25 protein-coding genes and 1 pseudogene are annotated in these 22,532 nt (G+C 57.6%); 18 read left to right on the top strand and 8 right to left on the bottom strand.

Annotated features, from left to right (window positions below; translation table 11 throughout):
• Positions 1–86 precede the first annotated feature (86 nt).
• Positions 87–938 (top strand): RNA ligase family protein, encoded by an 852-nt coding sequence (locus QQ977_RS11865; protein ID WP_285925968.1) that lies wholly within the window; start codon positions 87–89, stop codon positions 936–938.
• Positions 939–1,108: 170 nt separating this feature from the next.
• Here the strand turns inward: QQ977_RS11865 and QQ977_RS11860 are convergent, their stop codons facing one another.
• The 3 genes from QQ977_RS11860 to QQ977_RS11850 form a co-directional block, all read right to left on the bottom strand.
• Positions 1,109–2,494, bottom strand: a complete 1,386-nt coding sequence (locus QQ977_RS11860) for an ATP-binding protein (RefSeq protein WP_285928706.1) — start codon at positions 2,492–2,494, stop codon at positions 1,109–1,111.
• Positions 2,495–2,594: 100 nt separating this feature from the next.
• Positions 2,595–3,029: a PIN domain-containing protein gene (locus tag QQ977_RS11855; protein WP_285925967.1), complete on the bottom strand. Its 435-nt coding sequence runs from the start codon at positions 3,027–3,029 to the stop codon at positions 2,595–2,597.
• Positions 3,030–3,281 (bottom strand): AbrB/MazE/SpoVT family DNA-binding domain-containing protein, encoded by a 252-nt coding sequence (locus QQ977_RS11850; protein WP_285925966.1) that lies wholly within the window; start codon positions 3,279–3,281, stop codon positions 3,030–3,032. It abuts the gene before it with no gap.
• Positions 3,282–3,371: 90 nt separating this feature from the next.
• Here QQ977_RS11850 and QQ977_RS11845 point away from each other — a divergent pair, with 90 nt between their 5' ends.
• Both QQ977_RS11845 and QQ977_RS17280 read left to right on the top strand, forming a co-directional pair.
• Positions 3,372–3,779, top strand: a complete 408-nt coding sequence (locus tag QQ977_RS11845) for a hypothetical protein (RefSeq protein ID WP_285925965.1) — start codon at positions 3,372–3,374, stop codon at positions 3,777–3,779.
• A gap of 123 nt (positions 3,780–3,902) precedes the next feature.
• Positions 3,903–4,073, top strand: a complete 171-nt coding sequence (locus tag QQ977_RS17280; protein ID WP_345783334.1) for an HVO_A0556 family zinc finger protein — start codon at positions 3,903–3,905, stop codon at positions 4,071–4,073.
• 2 nt (positions 4,074–4,075) lie between these two features.
• On the opposite strand, the gene QQ977_RS11840 is transcribed toward QQ977_RS17280, so the two are convergent.
• Both QQ977_RS11840 and QQ977_RS11835 read right to left on the bottom strand, forming a co-directional pair.
• Positions 4,076–5,515 (bottom strand): flippase, encoded by a 1,440-nt coding sequence (locus QQ977_RS11840; RefSeq protein ID WP_285925964.1) that lies wholly within the window; start codon positions 5,513–5,515, stop codon positions 4,076–4,078.
• A 57-nt stretch (positions 5,516–5,572) separates the two neighbouring features.
• Positions 5,573–6,391, bottom strand: a complete 819-nt coding sequence (locus QQ977_RS11835; protein ID WP_285925963.1) for a hypothetical protein — start codon at positions 6,389–6,391, stop codon at positions 5,573–5,575.
• 440 nt (positions 6,392–6,831) lie between these two features.
• Between QQ977_RS11835 and QQ977_RS11830 the strand changes: the two genes are divergently transcribed.
• Entirely contained in the window at positions 6,832–7,707 is an 876-nt protein-coding gene (locus QQ977_RS11830; RefSeq protein ID WP_285925962.1) for a glycosyltransferase family 61 protein, read from the top strand.
• Positions 7,708–7,716: 9 nt separating this feature from the next.
• Here QQ977_RS11830 and QQ977_RS11825 read toward each other — a convergent pair whose 3' ends face one another.
• On the bottom strand, positions 7,717–8,451 hold the full coding sequence (locus QQ977_RS11825; RefSeq protein WP_285925961.1) for a hypothetical protein: 735 nt from the start codon (positions 8,449–8,451) through the stop codon (positions 7,717–7,719).
• Between the two features lie 781 nt (positions 8,452–9,232).
• Here QQ977_RS11825 and QQ977_RS11820 point away from each other — a divergent pair.
• The 3 genes from QQ977_RS11820 to QQ977_RS11810 all read left to right on the top strand — a co-directional run bounded on the left by QQ977_RS11820 (position 9,233) and on the right by QQ977_RS11810 (position 11,953).
• Entirely contained in the window at positions 9,233–9,415 is a 183-nt protein-coding gene (locus QQ977_RS11820; RefSeq protein ID WP_285925960.1) for a hypothetical protein, read from the top strand.
• A 92-nt stretch (positions 9,416–9,507) separates the two neighbouring features.
• On the top strand, positions 9,508–10,641 hold the full coding sequence (locus QQ977_RS11815) for a hypothetical protein (protein WP_285925959.1): 1,134 nt from the start codon (positions 9,508–9,510) through the stop codon (positions 10,639–10,641).
• A gap of 58 nt (positions 10,642–10,699) precedes the next feature.
• A complete protein-coding gene (locus tag QQ977_RS11810; RefSeq protein ID WP_285925958.1) occupies positions 10,700–11,953 on the top strand; it encodes a polysaccharide pyruvyl transferase family protein in 1,254 nt (417 codons plus the stop codon).
• A 43-nt stretch (positions 11,954–11,996) separates the two neighbouring features.
• Here the strand turns inward: QQ977_RS11810 and QQ977_RS11805 are convergent, their stop codons facing one another.
• Positions 11,997–13,172, bottom strand: a complete 1,176-nt coding sequence (locus QQ977_RS11805; RefSeq protein ID WP_285925957.1) for a glycosyltransferase — start codon at positions 13,170–13,172, stop codon at positions 11,997–11,999.
• Positions 13,173–13,279: 107 nt separating this feature from the next.
• Between QQ977_RS11805 and QQ977_RS11800 the strand changes: the two genes are divergently transcribed.
• The 10 genes and pseudogenes from QQ977_RS11800 (at position 13,280) to QQ977_RS11755 (ending at position 18,439) form a co-directional block, all read left to right on the top strand.
• Entirely contained in the window at positions 13,280–14,203 is a 924-nt protein-coding gene (locus QQ977_RS11800; protein WP_285925956.1) for an NAD-dependent epimerase/dehydratase family protein, read from the top strand.
• Positions 14,200–14,697 (top strand): annotated as a pseudogene (locus QQ977_RS11795) (glycosyltransferase family 2 protein); the annotation flags it as partial. The gene QQ977_RS11800 and the pseudogene QQ977_RS11795, both read left to right, overlap by 4 nt.
• A 100-nt stretch (positions 14,698–14,797) precedes the next feature.
• Positions 14,798–15,046 carry a UPF0175 family protein gene (locus QQ977_RS11790; protein ID WP_285925955.1) on the top strand — a complete coding sequence of 83 codons (249 nt, stop codon included), beginning with the start codon at positions 14,798–14,800 and terminating at the stop codon, positions 15,044–15,046.
• The gene (locus QQ977_RS11785) at positions 15,033–15,239 is read left to right on the top strand and encodes a hypothetical protein (protein WP_285925954.1); all 207 of its coding nucleotides are present in this window, start codon (positions 15,033–15,035) and stop codon (positions 15,237–15,239) included. The genes QQ977_RS11790 and QQ977_RS11785 overlap by 14 nt, the downstream gene beginning before the upstream one ends.
• A gap of 57 nt (positions 15,240–15,296) precedes the next feature.
• Complete coding sequence (locus QQ977_RS11780; protein WP_285925953.1) at positions 15,297–16,196, top strand: glycosyltransferase; 900 nt, start codon at positions 15,297–15,299, stop codon at positions 16,194–16,196.
• 79 nt (positions 16,197–16,275) lie between these two features.
• Complete coding sequence (gene mntA, locus QQ977_RS11775) at positions 16,276–16,713, top strand: type VII toxin-antitoxin system MntA family adenylyltransferase antitoxin (protein ID WP_285925952.1); 438 nt, start codon at positions 16,276–16,278, stop codon at positions 16,711–16,713.
• A gap of 1 nt (position 16,714) precedes the next feature.
• Positions 16,715–17,107, top strand: coding sequence for a type VII toxin-antitoxin system HepT family RNase toxin (gene hepT / locus QQ977_RS11770; RefSeq protein ID WP_285925951.1), 393 nt, complete (start codon positions 16,715–16,717; stop codon positions 17,105–17,107).
• Positions 17,104–17,529 carry a transcriptional regulator gene (locus QQ977_RS11765; RefSeq protein WP_285925950.1) on the top strand — a complete coding sequence of 142 codons (426 nt, stop codon included), beginning with the start codon at positions 17,104–17,106 and terminating at the stop codon, positions 17,527–17,529. Before hepT ends, QQ977_RS11765 begins: the two co-directional genes overlap by 4 nt.
• Before the next feature lie 299 nt (positions 17,530–17,828).
• Positions 17,829–18,053, top strand: a complete 225-nt coding sequence (locus tag QQ977_RS11760; protein WP_285925949.1) for an antitoxin VapB family protein — start codon at positions 17,829–17,831, stop codon at positions 18,051–18,053.
• Positions 18,053–18,439, top strand: a complete 387-nt coding sequence (locus QQ977_RS11755) for a PIN domain-containing protein (RefSeq protein ID WP_285925948.1) — start codon at positions 18,053–18,055, stop codon at positions 18,437–18,439. Before QQ977_RS11760 ends, QQ977_RS11755 begins: the two co-directional genes overlap by 1 nt.
• Positions 18,440–18,510: 71 nt before the next feature.
• On the opposite strand, the gene aglG is transcribed toward QQ977_RS11755, so the two are convergent.
• Positions 18,511–19,470: a glucosyl-dolichyl phosphate glucuronosyltransferase gene (aglG, locus tag QQ977_RS11750; RefSeq protein WP_285925946.1), complete on the bottom strand. Its 960-nt coding sequence runs from the start codon at positions 19,468–19,470 to the stop codon at positions 18,511–18,513.
• 155 nt (positions 19,471–19,625) lie between these two features.
• On the opposite strand from aglG, the gene QQ977_RS11745 reads away from it, so the two are divergent.
• Positions 19,626–22,514: an oligosaccharyl transferase, archaeosortase A system-associated gene (locus tag QQ977_RS11745; protein WP_285925945.1), complete on the top strand. Its 2,889-nt coding sequence runs from the start codon at positions 19,626–19,628 to the stop codon at positions 22,512–22,514.
• Positions 22,515–22,532: the final 18 nt, after the last annotated feature.

The following is a 22,532-nucleotide window of genomic DNA, read 5'->3' as shown; positions in this document are numbered from 1 at the left end:
TAGCACTGCTTTGATGCTTTTGGAGAGCAACGTCGTACGAAACTCGAGTCCGGGTCTATTCGCCGCTCGAGCGATTCCTACCACGAATGAAAGCATATCCATCGATTCCACGCGTCGAAAACGCTCCCGACCGACTCTTCGACTCGGGCCACCTGTGGCTCCTCGAGAAAGTCGACGGGGCGAACTTTCGTTTCCAGCTTCAGGAGTCGGGGCTGATTCGCTTCGGCGATCGAAGCCGCGTCTACGATGATCCCGACGACGTCCCGGAGCCATACCAGCATGCCGTCCGCCACGTCCAGGAGAACCTCGAGCGCGACGCGCTCCGCAGTGCCGTCGACGACGTGGAGGACGTCGTCTTCTTCGGCGAGGCCATGCATCGTCACACGATCGAGTACGACTGGGAGCGCACGCCGTCGTTTCTGGGCTTCGATGTCTGGTCGGCCGAGGTGGGCGCGTTCCGCCCACCGGATGCCGTCGAAGGGATCTTCGAGGGGATCGGCCTCGAGGCCGTAAACGCCGTCGAACGGGAACTCCACACGCGGGATTTCGATCCGGACTCGTACACGATTCCGGACTCTGCGTGGTACAACGGGCCTGCCAAGGGAGTGGTGATTCGGAACAAACAGGGCGATCGCGCGAAGTTGCTCCATCCTGACTTCCAGGACGTCGACGAGACCACTCCCGTGGATGCGTCGGCCGAAGAGCTAGCGGCGACGTACGCGACGCGACGGCGGTTCGAGACGGTCGCAGCGACACTCGAGGACCGTGGCCAGCCCGTGACCTTCGAGACGCTGTATGAACGTGTCCTCGAGGACATCGTCCGTGAAGAGCACAAGCAGTTGTACGACGGTGAGGGGTCACTCGAGATGGGGACGTTTCGGTCTGAAGTCTCTGCGTTAACGCGGGAGTTTCTCGAGGAGTGGAGAGACGGCGAGTAGTGGTGGTCGTCGAAACCGTTCTCGTCTAATTCGTATCTTTTGAGATATGTATCGGAGGTGTGGGATGCGAACGAGCGATGTTTGCTGCTTGTCCACGAAGAGTTCCCGACGTATTATCACCAACCGGTAGAAGTTCGCCAAACTCGTGAATTCGATTCGTAAGGGTCCTTTCACAGCGCTTTGACGACGTCATCGACAGTAAATAGACGCAGGTCATCTCGTTGGGTGGCTGCCTCTTTGATAGATGAAGTGAAACCGCTCCGTGAAAACAGCGCATACTCGTGGTCTCGGCTTCCGCCCGCTGGTGGAGTCCATCGTAGTTCCTCGACGTGGTCTTGCAGCTTCGAGAACGCCTCGTAGTTCAGCGGCGACTCCTGGAATTTACATTCACCGACGAGCAGCGTCTCGCTGTTTGTCAGTCCAACGACGTCGATTTCGTGGTCTTGGTACCACCACTTCCCTGTATCCGTAATCGTATACTCGGGATAGAGCGTTCGCAGGGCAGCACAACACAGCTCTTCGAACGCCGGACTTACGAAGTCAGCGAGTTCGGGCTCAATAAGCACCTCATAGGCCTCTGTGCCGAGTTCGTCGTACCTGTCCCCAGTTCCATAGACGAAGTGGAACCAGAACCGGAAGAAGTGATCGCGAATTCGATACTTGCTTCGCTTGGTTCGTTCTTTCCGCTCGGTAATCGGTACGTGCTGGTCGATCAGCCGAAGCCGCTCGAGGCGGTTCAGATATTTCGACAGTTGATTGTAATCGATTCCGGTCGCACCGGCGATCTCGTTTCGGCTCGTCTTCCCGCCGGCAATCGCCTCGAGTATCGAGAAGTACCGCGTCGGTTCGGTGAGTTCCATCCGGAGGACGTAGTCAGGTTCGTTGTGCAGGGATCCGTGTCGTGAGAGGATTGTCCGATGGATGTTTTCTCCCAGGCTCGCGTCCGGTGATACGTCTTCGAGGTAGTACGGGACACCGCCAAAGACACCCCACGTGAAAACGTGATCTTCTGGAGCGTAGCTATCGGAGAAAAACTCCACTGCAGCGTCAAACGGGAGTTGTCTGATATCCAGTTTCAAAGACGACCGGCCGTACAGTGGGCTATTCCCGAGTAAGGCAGCCTCCTCCATCATGCTAATCGAAGAGCCGACGAGGACGATGGTTGCCTGGGACCCCTCGAGTTCGTGGTCGAACATCGCCTGTAGTACTGACGGGAGACTCTCGTCTTGTTCGACGAGATACGGGAATTCGTCGAGGACGACGATCGAATCCTGGTCAGCGAGATAGCCGAGAACAGCTTCCCAGTCTTCGCGGATCCGGGTAATTCCAGGATACGTGTCTGCTGCGACCTCGATGAACTGCTGGAGTTGTAACGCGCTCGTTTTCTGCTTTGCCTGGTAAATTATCGCCTCGTCATATTCTGTGAGCGATTGCTTGACGAGTTCTGTCTTGCCGAGACGCCGCCGGCCAAATATTACTGCAAGCTCTGGCTCGTCGGACTCATAGAGTTCGTGGAGTCGACGAAGCTCCTCCGTTCGATTAACGAATTTGGCCATAGACTCAGTACGGAAATCACGATTATAGTACTTTGGATGATCATACTCTGAAGTATCATACTCTAAAGTATCATAATTGGTATCCGGTATAATCTCGGTTTCAATCTGGATCGTACGGATTTGTGGCTGTGTTGAGCCGGTATACGTCCTCGGCCGCATCGAAGTCACCGTCAAATGCGTAGAGGTAGCCGAGCCCTTCGGTCTGCATATACGCAACGATGCACGCGTCGACGAACGAGAACGGTTCGTGCTGTCTGAACAAGGCCTTTCCAGTTGCGAGAGCGTCGGCAGTGAGTGACTCGATGTGGAAGTGTGTATTCTCCTCGATCCGATCGAGGAAATCAACAGACGCATCATGGCCGGCATGGGTCGTCAGACCATTGAGTGTCTCTGCAAGAACGTAATCGAGGACGACAGCTTCTGGGAGCAATCCATCATCAACTCCCTGGAGAATTGGGAGCGCAGCATCGTGAGCAGTGTCCCGCCGGTATGCTGCTGCAAAGAGAACGGACGTATCGAGTAGTGCGCGTGGCATTCACGTGTCGTCGACGCCCCATGCGTCGTGTTCGGTAGTCACATCCGTCGTCTCTTCGCCGTCGTAGCCATCGAAATCGGCGAATGTCCCCGTTTGTTGTCGGACAACTTGGACACGAAGACTCCCATCATCTTCGAGTTGCCACTGAAGTTGGTCGCCGTCGTCGATTCCAAGTTCACGTCGAATTCGGGCGGGTATGTTCGCTTGATTTCCTGAAACTTTACTTTCGGCGTCGATCCGTTCGCTACTCATATCAACCGGTAGGTTCCCCGGCTCCAAAAGCCTAGTGTGCAGCCACACTACCGATCGACGAGGACCGTCGACGAAACTGGTGGGTTTTCCATGGACACCTGTCGTCTCCAGACGTTCCGTCGAACCCTGTCCGTCGTGATGACCACCGACGACCACTCGAGCGACATACCCACGGCGGCCCACTACAGCGCCCCCGACGAACTCGCCGCACTCTACGAGTCCGACGCCGACGAGCTACGGAGACTGTTTCGCCGGGAGGATCGAACGAACGGTCGCACGGTCAGACTCGAGTCGGTCTCGTCGGAGCGGGTCGAGCTGTCGACGACGGCGTACTATCGCAGCTTCCTGACGAACTTCTGCCCGGGCTACGAGCTGAGTGGCGGGACGACGCTTCGAGCGCTGTCCGAGCCGCTTCTGTTCGACGGGGAGACGGCCTCGAGTCGCCGCTCGGACCAGTCAAGACGAGACGCTACCAGTTCGGGGAGTCCGGACGTGTGAGACTTGGATCGAGCTCGAGCTGACGTCTGGAGAACGGTGGATGGCTAGCGTGAGACCACGAGAGGGTGCGTTTCGAGATGACAGAAATTATATAGGACTTGCTCGTACCACCGACCAACACACGTGACCGCTTGCCTGCCGGAACCGACGGTTCCTCGTGCACCACTTCTCGAGTATCTCGAACACAGTGACTGTGCATTCTGTTCGGACGGTTCGCTCAATCAGATGATGTTCGACGGAAACGACGCCGTCGTCTGTGACAATTGTGGAACGCCCGCCGCACAGGTCTGGTAAGCCTACTGCGCGAAGGGCACGTCGAAGGGGAGATTTCTCGAGACCGTGGTTCGGAACGTCCTCGAGATGGCGAGCAACGCGAGGAAGTAGACTACGGCCCCGAGACCGACCAGGGCCACAACGAAGACCTCGTTGTAGGTCGCGATCCAGTGGGTCTCGCCGAGTTCGCGGGCACCGTAGACGATCGCACCCATGAACCCGGCGGCGAGCCACTGGCGGGCGATTTCGGCGTAAGGGACAGTGAACTGCACGAGTTCGCGCGCGTAATAGAAGCCGAAGACGAGCCCGATTCCGGCCGACAACGCCGTCGCGATCGCGGCACCGAGCCAGCCGATGGCGTAGACGAACGCGACGTTGAGCACGAGGTTCGCGGCGATGAAGATGGCGTTCGCCCGGAAAGCGAGATCCGGCCTGTCGATCCCGTTGAGGGTGTTGAGCAGCTGTTTGTTGTACGAGTACGCGAGGATGCCCACGAGCAGGATGGGAAGCACCTGCTCGCCGATCTCGAAGCCGTCCCCGTAAATGAGCATCAGGCGATCGCCGAGGATCGTCGCACCGACGATGCCGGGGATCAGGAACAATCCGGCGTAGGTGATCGCGTCGGTCGTTAGCGTCCGGACCATCTCGGCGTCGCCGGCGGCGGATCGCTTGCTTAGTTCGGGAAACAGCGTCGTCTGGATTGCGCTGCCGAAGATGTCGAGGAACTTCGCGAGCGTGTACGCAACCGCGTAGATCCCGGTGAGGCCTGCCGGGACGAACACACCGAGGACGACGATGTCCATGTCGCTGAAAGTTTTCTTGCGCATACTCCCGAGCCAGGAGAACTTCGCGAAGTCGAACAACTCGCGGACGTGTCGCCATCGGGGGATCGTAATCGTCGGCCGCACGATAGCGAGACCGATTGCGGCGATCACGGCAGTCCCGACGGCGTGGCCGAGAAGCATCCCGGACAGTTCCCAGCCGACGAAGACGAGCGCGACCATGGCGATGCTTCGTGCACCCTGTTTGACCGTGCTCAGTGGAGCGTAGACGTGGACCCGGTGACTCCCTTTAAGCGCGGAGTTGACCAGGCCGCTGAAAATCGAGACGACGAGCAACAGGACGACGAACTCGGCGACGGGCTGGCCGACGTAGGCGTTCACCTGCTCGCGAAACACGAGGACGCCGACCGCCACGACTCCCGTGAGCACGGCCTTGACCGTCGTTCCAGCCGCGAGGTAGGCGTCGGGTTGCTCGTCCTCGCTCATCCGCTTGACGATCGCCTGCCCGAAGCCAACGCTCTTGACGATCCCCAGCCACGAGACGAGCGCGAGCGTGATCGCGTAGAAGCCGTAGATCTCCTCACCGAGGGTTCGAGTGAAGTAGATGGTGGCAAGAAACCCAAGAAGGGAGGCAACGATTTTTGAGACGAGGTAGATGACGGAGGTTTGACCGAGGCGCATACGGATACTGGGAAGCTTTGGAGTGGTGGGTTAAGGGTATTATCACTCCCGAGGGAGCTACTGACTCCCGAGAACGTCCGTCAAGTCCGGGTGATCACGAAGCTCTTCGGGGATGTCCTCACCTCGGCGTGCGCGGTCCCGTACTGCCTGCCAGTCCGCATGTCGACGGAAGACTTGTACAGGAATTCGGTCAATATCGAGGACCTTTGCAATAGCGAGTCGATGTTGACCACACATATTCCATAATAGTTCTCCATCTCGACCGATATCGACGGCTATTTCGTTGGCTAGTGGGTGCATCGCGTCATTGAGTCCACTCCAAGCCACGTCTGAGTTCTTGTCGAGTAACTGACGCTGTGACTTGTATTCATCATCACGGATTTGCTTGTAGAGTTGTTCGATTTCGGAAGTCCGTTCTTCAAATTTCGACCTGTCGTATTTATCGGAGAGATCTGTCTCACCCCACTCAACACCCTCAACAAAGCGTTGTTCAATCGCTTTGGGACAGGTCCGGTGCATAAACGGAGTTCCACCTTCATCCCATTCTCCGTCAACAACCCATCCACGTCGTCTCGAAGCACCACTTGTAAATTCGATTGCCGATGGATCGACGAATATCAATTTGTACGGGTCAGCATCGGTATATTTGTGTTGGAAAATTAGATTAAGAATCCGAAAAGCGCGGCGTGCTACCCCTCTTATAAGCAGGTAGATCGTCGTTGCTATTGGATGCGGTAACGATCGAACAAGACGATGAAATTGAAACTTCCAGCTCAGATACCGTATTCCGTATAAAAGAAGCCGATCTATGCCCTGATTGCGGAGCGTCGTCAACGAACGCTTTGCCAGACATAGAAACCCAGAATTTCTCTTCATGTGATTCACCACCACTTCTCACATTGACTTACGTGGAACTCTGGTAATGATACTTTATGAATTTTGTACGGTAAAACACGTTTCGATCATATTTTGGATCAGCTACTGTTGAGAAACCTGTGTACTTAAGAGCCACGAACGGAAGTCTCGACTAGATGTGGGCCCCGAGAGACTTTTCGTATCGGAAATTTAGGCGGAAAATAGATCAAGAAGGAGGTGCTAGTGCTGTCAAAGCGTCGTTCGAACTGGTATCGAGAAGCGTCCTTGCTCCACCCGTGTTTCGTCGTCTATTCAAACAGGGGGATCTCCGGTCAGTCTCCCGTCAGGAATTACTCGAGCGGGCAAGCGTTGTGGCTCATCTCGATGGGGCGAACACTGTGTCGACCCCCTTTGCTGCGAACATCAATCAGGGATACGTTTTTCCGACAACTGGACTTGTGTTGACCAACGCGGGGAATCCTGTCGACGAGTCAGTCGGGCCTGCTGACGATGACAAAAACGGCGTGATCAAATCACTCGTCCGACACGGATTCGTCGATGGTGTCGACCTGGCCAGAAACGTCGTCACCGGGAACACGGATGCACTCGAGGAGCGAGCGAGAACGCTGGATACGATCTGTCCACTTTCCTACCGCTATATCAATTACTATCACTGGACGATAGAGACACTGCCGCGGATTCGATACGCCCGAGCATACGAGGAACAGACGAACGACGAAGTAACGTATATCGTCTGGTCGGACGCCCCAGCCTACGTCGACGAAACGCTCGAGCTGCTCGGAGTCCCGGAACGGAAAATCGAACGGGCGACGAGTACGGTATACCGAGGGTCGAACGTCATCGTGCCGTCCTTTCCGGAACAGACCACGGCGGACTACCGCTGGATCCGTGAAACGATTCTCGAGAACGCCGATCCGGATACGGACTCGATCGACACCGGGAGTAACGTCTACATTTCCCGTTCGAACGCGATCGAACGGCAGGTCGTCAACGAGCAGGAGGTTGTTGACGCACTTTCACGGTATGACTTCGAGCCTTACGTCCTCGAGAACCAGAGCGTCGCACAGAACGTCCAACTGTTCCACGAGGCCGACGCCGTCGTCGGTGCACATGGGGCCGGACTGACCGACCTGATCTACTGTGACGACGCAACCGTGTTCGAACTGTTCGGGTCAAAGGTCAAAGACCCGTACGAACGGCTGGCCGACACCGTGGGTGTCGACTACCAACCGATTCAGTGCCAGCCCGACTCGACCGATATCGTCGTCGACATCGGTCATCTCGAGCGAACGCTCGAGAACGTACTCGAGACGTGATATACGTCGTCAGCTGGAACACTCTCTCTCGAGAAGATTTTCCAAGTCGGGATGGTCGAGATGCTGTTCGACCTCTCCAGAGAGTTCGGACCGCGGCGTTTCGGCGACTGTTTCCCGTATTTGCTGCCACTGCTCGTGTCGAGCCGAGATTCGAACTGGTATCTCCTCGAGCTCGAGAATCTTCGCGATCGCGAGCCGGTGCCGTCCGTCGACGAAGAGAAACTGACCGTCGCGACCGACGTCGACGACGACCTCGTCGTAGCAGTTGAACCGGTCGCCATCGGCGTACTTGTCTGGGGACAGTCCCTCCTGCTGGACGAGTTCCTGCTTGCTTCGGTATCCCTGGTCTCGGATGCGCTCGTAGAGGCGGTCGACTCGAGCACACGCCTCCCACACGTCGTCCTCGTTCGCACAGCCTCGCCAGATGACGTGTCCGCGCTCGGCTTGCTCGAGGACGTGCTGGATGAACTCGATGTCCTCCCAGTCCGTACCGTCCTCGAAGCGCTGCCGGAGTGCCTGGACGACAGGCAGGTCTTCGACGCGTTCGTCGCTTTGGTCCCAGTCACCTCCCTGGACGTTTCCGAGATCCTGCCACTGGAATCGGCCCGGGTTCGGTCCTCGACCGGTGACGTGGGTGATCTCGGTCGGATCGACGCGGACGATTTTGAAGGGGTCGGCGACGGCGGAGTAGGGACGGGAGTTCCACCAAATCAGCAGCCATCGATATCGTGGGCTTCCGTACATTCCGTTCTCCCCGAGTACGTGTCGAGCATATCGGGGAACGAAACGAGCCGTTTTCTCGACTGTCGGAACAAGCCCTTCCTCGCGGTAAACCCGTCGTGCCCTGCGAGTGAGTCCTTTCATCGTCGTAATCGTCGCTGACGCCTCCGTTCGTTCACAAATCGGAATCAGTACAGATTTGAACTCCTATCCGTGACTCTACTATCGTGTGACCAGTCCGTTCGAACGCGCCAAAGAAGTGTATTCCGAACGCGGCCCGCGAGAACTACTGTTCAGAGCCGCGGACCAGATCTCGTATCAGTGTTCGGAACGGGTGTTCGGCTCCCGTGCGTGGCTACGAATCCGCTCGTTCGTCAATGGGCACCGATACGAGACGGTTCCGGAACCCTACGAGATCGAGTACGTAGATCCGGCCGACATTCGATATCGATCCGCTCGCCACGAACGAACCAACCGCAGTCGATGGAAGGATGTCGGCCGGATCGTCGGCGGAGACTGAGATCTCGAGTCGAAGTCACCAGAACACCGTATTGCCGACGAACTGCTTTACCAGGCGATCGAAGGCCACTTCGAGCGCGACGTTCCGTGGAAAGAGACGGAGTACGTCGAGAAATCACTCGAGCGACTCCGCCAAGATGGACACGACGAGACGTGGCGGGCGGTCGTTCGAAGCGAAGAGGACCTCTGGGAGCGTTGCGAACAGCTCGACGAGTTGTGCGAGCGAATCGAAACAGACGGATACAAGAGCAAACGAGAGGTCTTCGATTCACAACCGAACGACCCAATGGGATACTACCCGCGGACGTACAAGTACACACTCGACGAGGTGATGATCGATCGAGGACGTGACGGCGAACCCCTGCTGGTCGACGGACAACACCGGCTGTTCATCGCCAAGGTGTGTGGCGTCAAGGAGATTCCCGTGCTGGTCGTCGTTCGTCACCGGGAGTACGTCGACCGCGGGTGACTCGAGGCCGCGGGGTCTGGGCTCAGGGATGGCCTCAAAGTCGGTCCCGAGGAACTTATATCGGCGTCGCCTCGAGTCTATTACCACGACGGATGTCAGAGCCCGATTCGGATACGGAGGGGGAGACGATCACGCTCCACGAGCTGCTGGAACGGAGCGCGCGGGCGGCGCTCGAGCTCCAGCGCGAGGACGGGTCGTTTCCACCGGGGCGAAACGGGGTCTACGACGAGCCGGAGACGCCCGTGCGGACGACCTCACACTGGCTGACGACGCTGTCGAAGGTGTACGAGATCACCGGCGACGAGGTGTTCGCCGAGGCGGCCAACGACGCGGCCGACTATTTGCTCAGCGACGAAGCACGGCCGTATGGGTATACGTTTCACTCGAGAACGGTCGAGGGAAAAGATCACTGCGATGGCTTGGTCGGACAGGCAGCTCCAGTCCGTGGATTAGCGCACGCTGGACCGACACTCGGCCGGCCGGAATTACTCGAGACGGCAAAAGACGTGGTTTTGCTCCACCCTTTCGACGAGGGCCTCGGCCTCTGGGAACGGGTCGAAATCGACGGTTCGGTGTTATCATTCGATCGAACGTTAAACCATCAGATTCTGTTTGCTGGTGCGGCATCTCACCTTGCGGAGGAGCATGAAGAGGTCGAAAACACGGTCACTAAGTTTACTGCTCAACTTGAGTCCAACATATGTCTCCATGATGATGGAATTATCAAGCATTATATTCGACCCCCATTCGGTCGAATAGTTCGAACAGTGCTTCAGGAACCGCGTCACTGGCGTTTATTGGCTAATGATGTACTCTCCCGGCTCTATTCATACTCACCTAGTAGAAAGCAAAAGGAAATTGGCTATCATCCCGTGAATCTACTCGGGTTAGCACAACTCAAGTTGAATCTGGCTGTGATGGGATTATGGTCGGATCTAGATACAGAACTACCCATTGAAGAAATCTGTGCAACAGATACTACTTCACAGGTAGCCGAGTACGATGGGCATTATGGTGCTATGACACCAGGAATAGACATTGCCCTTGCGCTTCAGGTTTTATGTGATGCGGATACTAAGCGAGTACAGCAGTGGCTTGAGCGAGACTTTCAGGAGAAGTTTGATGTGATGTCGAACCTTCTATCGGCTGGAACCACGAACTCTGTTTTCCAGGCCGCAGCGATTACGTATGTTGTTAATCTTTCCGATTACAATATCAGGTTATGAATTCGCATTCCGAATTTACCGAAACAATTTTCCGTAACAGAAAGATACAGGTACAACCATGGATATATACTTTGTGAACGACACTTCTAGTGGGCTGAATTGGGGATCACAAGCAACCACTAGGGCTCTCCGAACACTTATTAGGAAAGAAGGTGGGAATATAGTAGAAACATCATATAAAAGGAGTTTACGTATTCCTAACAAGAGGATTAATAATCGAACAATAAGATATTCAGGACGCCAAATTATTGACACAATCGCTAATTTAATGAACCGAGATCCAGTATCTGCTTATCGATCTTTTAATACAATCGGTGATATTATACCTCGGTCCTATGAAAAGTTCGGCAAATATGCAAATATGGTAATTGAAGAGGATTTATTCCAAAAAGAAGTAGAAAATATTCGATCAGCAGATGTTGTCGTCATAAATGGAGAAGGATTGACATATTCCAGCCATGACCGATGTACTAGGGGGCTATTCTTTATTGCTTATTTAGCAAAAAAGTATTTGAATACCAAATGTATTATGACAAACCATACACTAGATATCACTGATAATGATCTTTATCATATGGTCGAGAATATCTATCCGATGTTGGATGGCGTTGTGTTTAGAGAGCCAGTGTCGGCTAAAAAACACAAAGAACTATGTTCTAACTATCGAGTCAGTGCTGATCCAGGTTTCTATTATGATAAACAAGTTGGTGAAGAGGAATTATATGAAGACATACAATCAGACAAAGTGAATATTCGACCATATTCAAGCCAGTGCTTTGATCCTAGACGCCAGTACATATGTGTAGCTGGCAACTCTATATATCCAACTAAATCCAGATATGATGTTGAATCATACATTCATCTGTGTAAACGGCTTCAGAAAGTCGTTCCAAATATCCTATTAGTGGTATCTGCAGAGTCAGACGAAGAGTTACTGACACCGGTTGCGGAACAGTTAGGTATAGATATAGTTGGTTTGAATACATCAATCCCACATACAATTTCGCTCGTGTCGAACGCTTCTGTGTATATCGGTGGAAGATATCACCCAACTATATTCGCAGCCAAAGGGGGAGTTCCGATAATACCGTTCCGTGCAAATACGCATAAGATAGAAGGTGTTTTGGAATTATTAAACCTAGATATAGACATATTCGACCCATTCAAAATTAAAGATGACCTTGATTCGATCATCGATCTTTCAGAGAAATACATTTGTGACAAATCGGATTTCAATCATGTGGGCCCCCGATCAAAGGAACTTGCAAATCTTTCCAAAGAGAACACTTCGTACTTGAATGAATTGACGTGATTATAATTCGAAACTATGTGTTTTACATGATTGTTGGCGTCAGTTAAGTAGCCATAAATAATCTTCCAAGATCTTTTTCCTTGGTATAGATGTCGTATGTTTCTTCTATAGTTTTTCTAGACTTCCGTCTGATTTTATTTATTTCTTCATCCCCACGTAGTACAGTATAAATCTTCGAAGATATAGCATGAGTATCTCTCGGATTAACAAGGAAGCCATTTTCAGAGTCACTAACTAGTTCAGGAATTCCTGAAACGTTCGTCGTGATCGGGGGTGTCTTCATAGCCATTGCTTCCATAAGCACAACCGGGATCCCATCTCGGTCACCGTCCTTGGCAACGATACAAGGGAGGAGAAATGCCTTTGCCCGGTCAAGCTCGTCGATTAACTGGTCATCACTCACCGAGCCGAGAAATGTCACGTTGTCCTCAATTCCCTCTTCCGCGATAATCTCCTGGTATCGCTGCTTTCGAGGACCCGAGCCGATGATTCGGTAGTCTAGTTCCGGGTAGTCATCAACGACGGCGGCGACCGCGTAGAGCGCGTACTCGATTCCCTTCTTTTCCACGAACCGTGCGATTGTCAGGAGTCGGGGTTCGTCCGGCGTCTCTGTCGGCTGGAACTTTTCGGTTCGAATTCCCATTCGGACGACTTCGACAGTGGCGTCTGGATCAATTTCAGCGTCAATAAATTGTTTGTTGTATTCAGAGATCGTGAAAACTGAGTCGAACGCGTCACACGTGAACTTCAATGCCTCCTCGTCCGGCGAGGCGTAAAGGTCGTACGCGTGCGTCGTAAGACTCGAGGTTGCGCCGCCGGCGTCGGCAACCAGTGCGGCAGGAATCTTGTTCCACCGAGCGAAGTGCGAGTGGACGTGATCGATGTCGTACGGAAGTGTCTCGATGAAGTCCAGACACTGCTTCGTGAGATATCGAGTTCCGAACCGTCGCCGCGGACGGCGAAAGAACGGTTCGTACGAGACACGATCGTCGACGATGCTCCGGGAGAGCGTCTTGGGAACGGACGTTACCGACGGTTCGTCAGCGTACACAACCTCGATATCAATGTCGTTCAACTCGTCGTGTTCGACGTCTGTGTCGGGTTCGTTTAGCGAGAATACGGCGACGTTGTGTCCATTCTGGACGAGGTAGTGGATCTCGTTGAGGACAAAACTCTGCGAGAGCTTGGGAAACCAGTCGAGATAGTACAATACGTTCACGGCTTCGTTCTCTCCACTCTGGGTTACCGATTTGACTCCGGGGATATAATAACTGTTTTCTCAATCGCAATAGTTCGCTTTGCTATCGTAGTGGTGAGAAAGATCGTATGAAACATAAACGCATACTTGTAACCGGTGGGGCGGGGTTCGTCGGCTCACACCTCGTTGAACGGCTGGTCAAATCGAACGAGGTCACTGTCGTCGATGACTGCTCGTCTGGACAGGCGAACTGGGTTTCCGACGACGCGACTCTGGTCCGGGGTGATCTCCGTGATCAAACTGTTGTGTCGGATGTCCTCTCGTCGGGATTCGACGTCGTCTTCCACCTGGCCGCATCGAAGGCAGTCAATTCAGATCAGCCGCGCAAACAATTCGAATTCAACACGAAGATCACGTACAACATCCTCGAAGCTATGCGGGAACATGACGTCGGTGAACTCGTTTATACCTCTTCTTCGACGGTATACGGCGAAGCGCCTCGACCGACGCCCGAAGATTATGCCCCGCTCGAACCGATCAGTTTGTACGGTTCCTCGAAACTGGCTAACGAGGGACTGTGTTCGGCGTATGGCCACTCCCACGACCTATCCGTCTACGCATTCCGGTTCGCTAACGTCGTCGGCCCTCGGCTTCGTGGCGCGGTCATCCCAGACTTTATCGAGAAACTCACACGGGACCCCGAGCAACTAGAGATACTTGGGAACGGTCGACAGAAAAAGTCGTATTTGCACATCGACGACTGTATTGAGGGAATGCTCACTGTCTTTGAACAAGCGGACGAGCCGATGAATATATATAACCTCGGGACGCGAACGACGACTTCTGTAAACAGAATCGCCGATATCGTCAGTGAGGAACTGGATTGTGATCCCGAGTATCAATATACAGGGGGAGACCGAGGATGGACAGGTGACGTGCCGAAAATGCGCCTCTCGATTGAGAAGGCCTCTGCGCTCGGCTGGTCACCGTCCTTGACCAGTGATCAGGCGGTGCGGACGGCCACGCGAGAGCTGATTGAAGAGTTCGAATGAGCCGGCCGACTGTTGAAATAGTCGTCCCCGTCTACAACGACCCCGAGGGCATCCAGACCACCCTCGAGTCCCTCCTCACTCAAACCGCCACCAACCACCAGATAGTCGTCGTCGACAACGACTCCACCGACCGCACCCCGGAGATCGTCCGTTCCTACGAAAAAGACCACGACCACCTCACCCTCGTCCACGAACGCGAGATCCAGTCCTCCTACGCGGCCCGCAACACCGGCATCCGCAACACCGACAGCGACCTCCTCGCGTTCGTCGACGCCGACATGACCGTCCCCGAGGACTGGCTCGAGTCCGCCCTCCAGACCCTCCAGTCCACAGATGCCGACTACGTGGGCTGTAACGTCGAGCTCACCCTCCCCGAGAACCCGCCGCTCCCGGCCCGCTACGATCACCACACGGGCTTTCCCGTCGAAGGCTACCTCGAGTCCCACCACTTCGCCCCCACGTGCTGTCTGTTCGTCCGACGAACCGTCTTCGAACGCCGCTCTCAGAGCGGAGTGCGACTGGACCGACGGCGGCGGGAAGTCGAGACCATCGACCCGCCAAAGGCCTTTATATCGACTCCGCGAATCAGTACCTATGGGAACGATCGATCTCCCGACGGACGTCTACGAGGCGCTGAACGTCCCCGAGGGCGAACGAGAGGACGTGGTGCGTCGCGAGTTGGCCGTGGCGCTGTATCGCGAGGGTATCCTCTCGGTTGGCAAAGCACGGGAACTCTCGGGGCTGTCGCGTCGCGAGTTCCATCGCCTGCTCGGAGACCGCGAGGTCGATCGCCACTACACCGCGGCGGAACTCGACGAAGACCTCGAGTATGCCCGACGGTGAACTCGTCGTCGCGGACACGTCGCCGCTTCTCAATTTGGCGTTGATCGGCCGACTCGATCTCCTTCGAGAGCAGTTCGACGGCGTCACCGCCCCCGAACAGGTCTGGAACGAACTCGATCGGCTTCGAGCCGAAGGGTTCTGGATCAGCGACGAACTGTATCACGACGTGCTAGACGCCGCCGACGCCACCTGATCCGTCGAATCAGGTATATCAACGGATTTATTCATCCAACTCCCGTCGTTGCCAGCGATGGCTCACCCGGCGGTCTCGATCGTCATCCCCGTTTACAACGACCCCGACGGTATCCGAGCCACCATCGACTCCCTCGTCGCTCAGTCCACCGATCATCCCCACCAGATAGTCGTCGTCGACAACGACTCCACCGACCGCACCCCGGAGATAGTTCGCACCTACGACAAAGACCACGACCATCTCACCCTCGTCCACGAACGCGAGATCCAGTCCTCCTACGCGGCCCGCAACACCGGCATCCGAAACACCGACGGCGAAATCCTCGCGTTCGTCGACGCCGACATGACCGTCCCCGAGGACTGGCTCGAGTCCGCCCTCGACACCCTCCAGTCCACAGATGCCGACTACGTGGGCTGTAACGTCGAGCTCACCCTCCCCGAGAACCCGCCGCTCCCGGCCCGCTACGATCACCACACGGGCTTTCCCGTCGAAGGCTACCTCGAGTCCCAGCAGTTCGCCCCGACCTGCTGTCTGTTCGTCCGCCGAGCCGTCTTCGAGGACGTGGGCCTGTTCGATCACCGCCTCGAGTCCGGCGGCGACAAGGAGTTCGGCAACCGGGTTCACGATGCGGGGTACGATCTCCACTTCGCCGCGGACGTGACGATGTACCACCCGACGAGAAACAGCCTCCGGGCGCACGTCAAAAAGGATCGCCGCGTCGGCCGCGGGCTCTGTCAGCTCCAGCGCTTTCACCCCGACCGCTACGGTACGCCCGGCGTCCCACCGAGACCCAGCGGGATCAAACGCCCCGAGCGGGACCTCCCGACGAGAGACCGCCTCGCCTTCGGCGCGCTCTCGAGACTGCTCACCGCCGTTCGCGGGCTGGGCTACTACGAGGAGTACCTCGCCGGAGATCGGCGCGGCGATCTCGAGGGTGTGCCGCGACTCCTGGATTGAGACGATCTTTCGGGACGAGTTCGCCGCACATCCGCGACGACGGGTAACACTATTGGTGTTTCGCGGCCACGTCTCGAGTATGACCGATAGCGATCCGACGGACGGCGTCGCGGATTCGATCCGGCGGACGCTTCGGAGCGTGCTCGACGGCCATCCCGTCTCGTTTGCGATGGTGTTCGGATCGGCCGCACGCGGCTCGATGGACGACCGAAGCGACGTCGACGTGGCCGTCGAGTTCGACGATCACCGTCCCGGGGACGACGGATACAGCGACGTATACCTTCGGCTCGTGTCCGACGTCGACGGGGTACTCCCGACCGACGTGGACGTCGTCGACGTCCACTCGATGCCACCCCAGTTCGCATGGGTCGCGTTCGACGATGGGGACGTGATCGTCGGTTCGGACAGTCGCCGAAGGGAACTCGAGCGGGAGGTGGCGGGAGACTCACCATCACGGAGAGACGCACGTGCTCGCATCGCTGCTGCCGCCGAACGGCTTCGAGAGGGGCCGTCCTGACATGGGTGATGCCGATGGCCCGCCAGCCGAGCTGGTCCACCGGATCGCAGACGCCGTCGAAGACATCGAACGGAACGTGTCCGATCTGCGCGAACTCCAGAACATGTCGCGGTCGGAGTATCGTTCGGACGCGAACAGGTTCCGTCGAGACGCAGTCGAACGGAAGTTCGAGAAGCTCACCGCAGCGACGCTCGACATCGCGAAAACGATCCTTCGAATCGAACAGAATACGGTTCCCGAGCGACGGAAACGAGTGATCTCGGAGCTACACGCATCCGGCGTTATCGACGATGAACTCGATCGAAAGTTGCGAGAGGCGGTCGGGTTTCGTGACGTTCTCGCACACTCGTATGGAACTCCGGGACCGGTTCATCGAGGAGGTCGAACACCATGACTGAAAACACGCTCAAAATCACGTTCCGGCAGGCCGACGAACATCGCGATACCGCTCGAGAGCGGTTGCGTCGTGCTGAAGCCGGCGAGAGTGGCGAGGCGATCGAACAGGACGTGCGCCGGGTTCTGAACTTCGAGGAGTTCGACGACGTCGAGCGTCTTATGCGGACGTCGAACCTCGAGCTCGTCGAGGCGATCGCCGAGCACGAACCCGAGAGTATTCGAGACGCTGCCTCGGTCGTTGGTCGGGACTACCGCGAAGTCCACCGGAATCTCGAAGAACTCGAGTCGTTAGGCGTCGTCGAGTTCGAAATCAGTGGTCGGAGCAAGAAGCCGATTCTCCGCGGCGACGTCGATACGATTGACGTCTCGATTCAATTTCCCCCGACGAAAGACGGTGAACGACAGGGTGCATCTGCGTGACTCCTGTTCGGAACCCTGCAAATCGTATCCACCGGTAGCTTCAGCTACTCCGGAACATAACGGCACGCCCGACATTTCACCGAGACCCAGCGGAATCAAACGTCCCGAGCGAGACCTCCTCAGTAACGACCGACTCGCCTTCGGGGCGCTCTCTCGCTTTCTCACCGTCGTCGCGGGCTGGGCTACGACGAGGAGTACCTGGCGGGAACGCACCGCGAAGACCTCGAGGTCGTTCCCCGACTCGAGACGTGACCGCAACCGCCGACGAATTTTTGCACACACAGCACACACAGTCGAATATGGGGAGCAAGAACATCTCGATCCCGGAGGACGTCTACGAGAAACTCCGGGAGGAACGACGGGCCGACGAGAGCTTCGGCGAGGCGATCGACCGCTTGCTCGGACGACGCCAACTCGCGGAGTTCTGGGGCGCGTGGGACGAGAAGACGGCCGACCGTGCTCGAGCGGCGATCGAAACGAGTCGGGAGCGAACTGACGACCGCCTCGAGCGGCTGTACGACTGATGGCCTGTCTGGACACGTCGTTCCTGATCGACGTCCTCGACGGAGCGGCGGCCGCTCGAGAGACGATGGAAGAACTCGATCGAGAGGGCGAACGACACGGCGTCACCCCAGTAGCGGCGGCCGAGCTCTGGATCGGTGCGAACCTCGGATCGGCACGGGAGTTTCGCCGAACCGAGGAGTTGCTCGAGTCGTTGCTGTGGCTCGAGGTCGACCGCTCGGTTGCGCGTCGGGCAGGGCGGATCCAGGCCGAGTTGATCGAGTCGGGTTCGGAACTCGGGTTCAACGATTGTCTGATCGCCGCGACCGCGATCGAGCACGGGCAGGAACTCGTCACCGGCGATTCCGATTTCGACCGCGTACCGGAGCTTCGCGTTCGAACGTACTGAGACCAGAAAACGCGTGCCACGACTCGAGGCTCGAGCGGGTACGGTGAGGCGCTGAAGCCAGAAGAGGGCCGTCAGTCACCAGCCACAGCGTCTCGACTGTCGACGAGTTCGGACCGATCGACCTCAAGCAACCCGTACAGATACCCGAACCCGACGGCCGCCGTAAAGAGGAAAATCGTCACGAGCTGTTTCGCCTTCGCCGACGACGGTTCACGCACGAGCTCTTTCAGTCGCATCGGGACGAACTCGAGCAGCAGCTGTCCCAGGTACTCGTTCTTGTCACCCGCGGCCTCGGGCAACAGGATGTCCATGATTCGCTTCGAGTAGCCCTGCCAGAACGACCGGAATACCAGCCACCTGAAGTCCCCACGATAGTCGAATAACTTGTGATGAACCACGGCATCGGTGTTGTAGATCACACCCTTGCCGTACTTGTTGGCCATGCGAATACAGACGGGCGCTTCGTGGGCCTGGATGTGGCGGTCCCCTTTTCGGCCGGTGTTCTCGTCGTAGCCACCGACGTTCAAGAAGACGTCCCGGCGAAAGGAGATGTTCGAGCCGTAGGTGTTCCGGAGCTCTTCCATGTGCTCGCCCATTCCGCGTTCGTCACAGCCGACGAGCCAGTAGAACTCCGCGGGGAAGAAGTCCGGTTTCTCGGTCACCCAGTCTGGTTTCGCGTGGCCACCGACGGCGATTGCATCGCTCTCCTCGTAGACTCGAGCTAGCTCCTCGATCCAGTCCTCCTCGGCGACGGCGTCGTCGTCGATAAACGCCACGACCTCACCGGTCGCGATCTCGGCCCCCTTCGTCCGGCTGTAGGAGATGCCCTGGTTTTCCTCGTTGCAGTGGAGCACGACGTTCTCGAGGCCGCCGAAATCCTCCCGCACGCGCTCGAAGACGGCGTCGTTTCCGTCGACGACGAGGACGACCTCGAGCGGCTCGTACGTCTGTGCGAGCACGCTCTCGACGCACTCGGTGAAGACGTCGTATCGCTCCATCGCGTAGGTACAGACGACGACGGAGATCTTCATCGCGTTCCGGTTTCCGTGATCGGTCAATAAGCCTTGTCGTTTCCCACAGGCGGCGTCGACCATCGAGCGAGACGTCACGCACGCTCGCCATCGAACGTGAAAGCGACGCGACCAGATGACAAGGCTTATTCTTGGCTTGGGACTGGTGGAACCTAATGAGTACCGACACCGAGCGTCTCGAGGAGGACGTCGAGGCGACCTTCCTCGAGCGGTGGGACGAGTGGTATCACATCCCCGTACTCGGGGTCGTGATACTGTTCATGTTCCTCGCACGGATCCGGGCGTACGACCGGTTCGCCATGGAAGAGGGCGCGCCCGCCCTGGCAGCGGTCGACTCGTGGTATCACTGGCGAACGGTGCAGTGGACGGCGGAGAACTTCCCCTACACGATGCCGTATGAGGTCTGGACCAGCTTTCCCGACGGCCGGTACGTCGGCCAGTTCGGGACGCTGTTCGACCAGCTCATCGTGATCGCAGCGATGATCGTCGGGCTCGGCGACCCCTCCACCGAGACGCTGTATACGGTCGCGTTGCTCGCCGTTCCGGTGATGGGAGCGCTGGTCGCGATTCCGGTGTTTTACATGGGACGACGTCTCGGCGGAACGATCGGCGGTATCGTCTCGATCGTCCTGCTCGCGCTCGCACCGGGAACGTTCTTCTATCGAACCACGACAGGACAGCTCCAGCACCACGTCGCCGAGGTGTTGTTCATGGCGATCGCCGTGCTCGCGATGATGGCTGCACTGCGGGTAGCCGAACGCGAGAAGCCGATCTGGGAACTGGTCGCCGACAAAGACGTCGACGCGCTTCGCGAACCCGCCCTCTACAGCGTTCTCGCCGGGATCGCCCTGACGCTGTATATCTGGTCGTGGCCGCCAGGCGTCGTCCTGATCGGCATCTTCGGCGTCTTCTTCGCGGTGCAGCTCTGTCTCGATTACGTCCGTGGCGTCTCGCCCGACCACGTCGCCTTCGTCGGCGCGATCAGTCTCGGCCTGACCGCGGTGCTGACGGCGCTTTTGATCGAGGAGCCAGGAACGAGTGTGACGAGTTTCGGCTACCTCCAACCGGTGTCGGCCGCACTCGTCGCCGTCGGCTCCGTCTTCATGGCCTGGCTGGCCCGACAGTGGAACGAGTACGGGGCCGACCGCCGGTACTATCCCGTGGCGATCGGCGGACTCGTCGTCGTCGCGTTCGGCCTGATGGCGCTCGTCCTCCCGGACTTCTACAGCACGTTCGTCTCGAACCTGCAGGGACGGGTCCTGCCGATCGGTGAGCGTGGCGCGGGACTCACCATCGCCGAGGCCCAGCCCCCACCTGACTACACCGGCCACGTCTTCGAAGAGTTCGGCACGGCGTTTTACACGATGCTCGCCGGGCTTGCCTTCCTCGTCGCCCGGCCGTTTTTCGGACGCGAGTACCGTGCCGAATACACGCTGGTCGTCGTCTGGTCGCTGTTTCTGATCAGCATGTCGATGACCCAGATGCGATTCGCCTACTACCTCGTGCTCGCGGTCGCGATCGTCAACGCGGTCTTCGTCGCCGACGTCGTTCGGCTGTTCGATCTCGACGTCGACCTCCGGAGCGGGTACGAGTCGCTCCGGGAGGTCGAGGCCTACCAGATCATCGTCCTCGTGATGGTCGTCATGCTCCTGTTTGCACCGTTGCTCCCGCCGGTCGCGGCCAGCGGGGACACGGCGTGGGAGCGGGGCAACCACGTCGGACCCAGCGAGGACGCGACGACCTGGGAGGAAGCGACCCACTGGCTGAACGCGAACACGCCCGAGCCGGGTGACTGGGGCGAGGAAGAAAACGCCGACCGCCTCGAGTACTACGGCAGCTACGATTACCCCGAGGACGGCAGCTACGACTATCCACCGGGTACCTACGGCGTGTTGTCGTGGTGGGACTACGGCCACCTCATCACGGTCCAGGGCGAACGGATCCCTCACTCGAACCCGTTCCAGTCGAACGCCCGCTCCTCGGCGGCGTTCTTTACGGCCCAGGACGAAGGGCAAGGCGAGCTCTACCTCGACGCGGTCGCAGCCGGCGAGTCGCCGGACCACGAGGCAGACGAGGCCGCCCTCGAGGCGGCCGTCGCCGAGAGCGACCTCGAGGAGGAGCTGCGATACGTGATGATCGATCACGAGATGGCCGGCGGGAAGTTCAGCGCGATCACCGAGTGGACCGGACCGGAGTACGAGACGTACGTCGAACAGCGGGAGTACCAGGGCGAGCCCGTTCCGGCCTCGAGCGAGGCTTACCACGACACGATGCTCGCCTCGCTGTATCTCGAGGACGCGAGCGAACTGGAACACTACCGGCTGGTCCACGAGAACGACGACTACGCGGTCGTCGGCGGGATGGTAAACCCACGAACCGGGATGCCAACCGCACAGTACTCGCTGCCGTTCCGTCATCTCGGGCTGGAGTCGGCGTGGGGCAACGAGACCCAAGGTGTCCAGTCCGCACTCGAACAGGCGGAAGCCGACGACGAGCTGTTCCAGCAGCTTGGAATCCCGATCTGGGACGGAGAGGTGATCTCGACGGTGAAGACGTTCGAACGCGTCGAGGGCGCGGCGCTTACGGGCACCGTCGACCCTGACGAGATCGACGAGAACGCCACGGTGACTGCGATGGTCGAACTCGAGACGGCACCCGGTCGAACGTTCGTCTACGAGCAGACGGGCGAACTCGAGGACGACGGCTCGTTCGAACTCACCGTCCCGTACGCGACGGACGACGAACTCGGCGTCGACGACGGCTACACGGACAGTAGCGTCGAGGCGACCGGTGAGTACACGATCGTCGTCGACGGCGACGAGCAGCAACTCGTCGACGAAACCGCGGTGAGCGAAACCGACGTCGTCGAGGGCGAGTCGGTTTCGATCGAACCCGAGGAGATCGACATCGTCGACGCTCCCGAGGAGGGAGACGGTGATGGCGGCACAGAAGCCGGAGATGACGACGAAGATGACGGAGCAGCCGAGGATGACGACGACGAAGACGATGGTGGTACCGACGTTGCGGAATCGATCGCGGGCTAACGACTGATACCGACGAGT

The sequence above is a fragment of the Natrialbaceae archaeon AArc-T1-2 genome, from assembly GCF_030273315.1.
Classification (GTDB): Archaea; Halobacteriota; Halobacteria; order Halobacteriales; family Natrialbaceae; genus Tc-Br11-E2g1.
This window is presented reverse-complemented; position numbering and strand designations above follow the sequence as displayed.

Bases quoted from the DNA above. Each gene is read 5' to 3' on its own strand.
- QQ977_RS11835 (WP_285925963.1), bottom strand. From the start codon at position 6,391: ATGAAGAGAAATTCTGGGTTTCTATGTCTGGCAAAGCGTTCGTTGACG.
- QQ977_RS11765 (WP_285925950.1), top strand. From the start codon at position 17,104: ATGACTGAAAACACGCTCAAAATCACGTTCCGGCAGGCCGACGAACAT.
- QQ977_RS11860 (WP_285928706.1), bottom strand. From the start codon at position 2,494: ATGGCCAAATTCGTTAATCGAACGGAGGAGCTTCGTCGACTCCACGAA.
- QQ977_RS11825 (WP_285925961.1), bottom strand. From the start codon at position 8,451: ATGTACGGAAGCCCACGATATCGATGGCTGCTGATTTGGTGGAACTCC.
- QQ977_RS11780 (WP_285925953.1), top strand. From the start codon at position 15,297: ATGGCTCACCCGGCGGTCTCGATCGTCATCCCCGTTTACAACGACCCC.
- QQ977_RS11840 (WP_285925964.1), bottom strand. From the start codon at position 5,515: ATGCGCCTCGGTCAAACCTCCGTCATCTACCTCGTCTCAAAAATCGTT.
- mntA (WP_285925952.1), top strand. From the start codon at position 16,276: ATGACCGATAGCGATCCGACGGACGGCGTCGCGGATTCGATCCGGCGG.
- QQ977_RS11785 (WP_285925954.1), top strand. From the start codon at position 15,033: ATGCCCGACGGTGAACTCGTCGTCGCGGACACGTCGCCGCTTCTCAAT.
- QQ977_RS11815 (WP_285925959.1), top strand. From the start codon at position 9,508: ATGTCAGAGCCCGATTCGGATACGGAGGGGGAGACGATCACGCTCCAC.
- QQ977_RS11745 (WP_285925945.1), top strand. From the start codon at position 19,626: ATGAGTACCGACACCGAGCGTCTCGAGGAGGACGTCGAGGCGACCTTC.
- QQ977_RS11790 (WP_285925955.1), top strand. From the start codon at position 14,798: ATGGGAACGATCGATCTCCCGACGGACGTCTACGAGGCGCTGAACGTC.
- QQ977_RS11760 (WP_285925949.1), top strand. From the start codon at position 17,829: ATGGGGAGCAAGAACATCTCGATCCCGGAGGACGTCTACGAGAAACTC.
- QQ977_RS11855 (WP_285925967.1), bottom strand. From the start codon at position 3,029: ATGCCACGCGCACTACTCGATACGTCCGTTCTCTTTGCAGCAGCATAC.
- QQ977_RS11800 (WP_285925956.1), top strand. From the start codon at position 13,280: ATGAAACATAAACGCATACTTGTAACCGGTGGGGCGGGGTTCGTCGGC.
- QQ977_RS11810 (WP_285925958.1), top strand. From the start codon at position 10,700: ATGGATATATACTTTGTGAACGACACTTCTAGTGGGCTGAATTGGGGA.
- QQ977_RS11820 (WP_285925960.1), top strand. From the start codon at position 9,233: ATGGGATACTACCCGCGGACGTACAAGTACACACTCGACGAGGTGATG.
- QQ977_RS11755 (WP_285925948.1), top strand. From the start codon at position 18,053: ATGGCCTGTCTGGACACGTCGTTCCTGATCGACGTCCTCGACGGAGCG.
- QQ977_RS11845 (WP_285925965.1), top strand. From the start codon at position 3,372: ATGGACACCTGTCGTCTCCAGACGTTCCGTCGAACCCTGTCCGTCGTG.
- aglG (WP_285925946.1), bottom strand. From the start codon at position 19,470: ATGAAGATCTCCGTCGTCGTCTGTACCTACGCGATGGAGCGATACGAC.
- hepT (WP_285925951.1), top strand. From the start codon at position 16,715: ATGGGTGATGCCGATGGCCCGCCAGCCGAGCTGGTCCACCGGATCGCA.
- QQ977_RS11865 (WP_285925968.1), top strand. From the start codon at position 87: ATGAAAGCATATCCATCGATTCCACGCGTCGAAAACGCTCCCGACCGA.
- QQ977_RS11850 (WP_285925966.1), bottom strand. From the start codon at position 3,281: ATGAGTAGCGAACGGATCGACGCCGAAAGTAAAGTTTCAGGAAATCAA.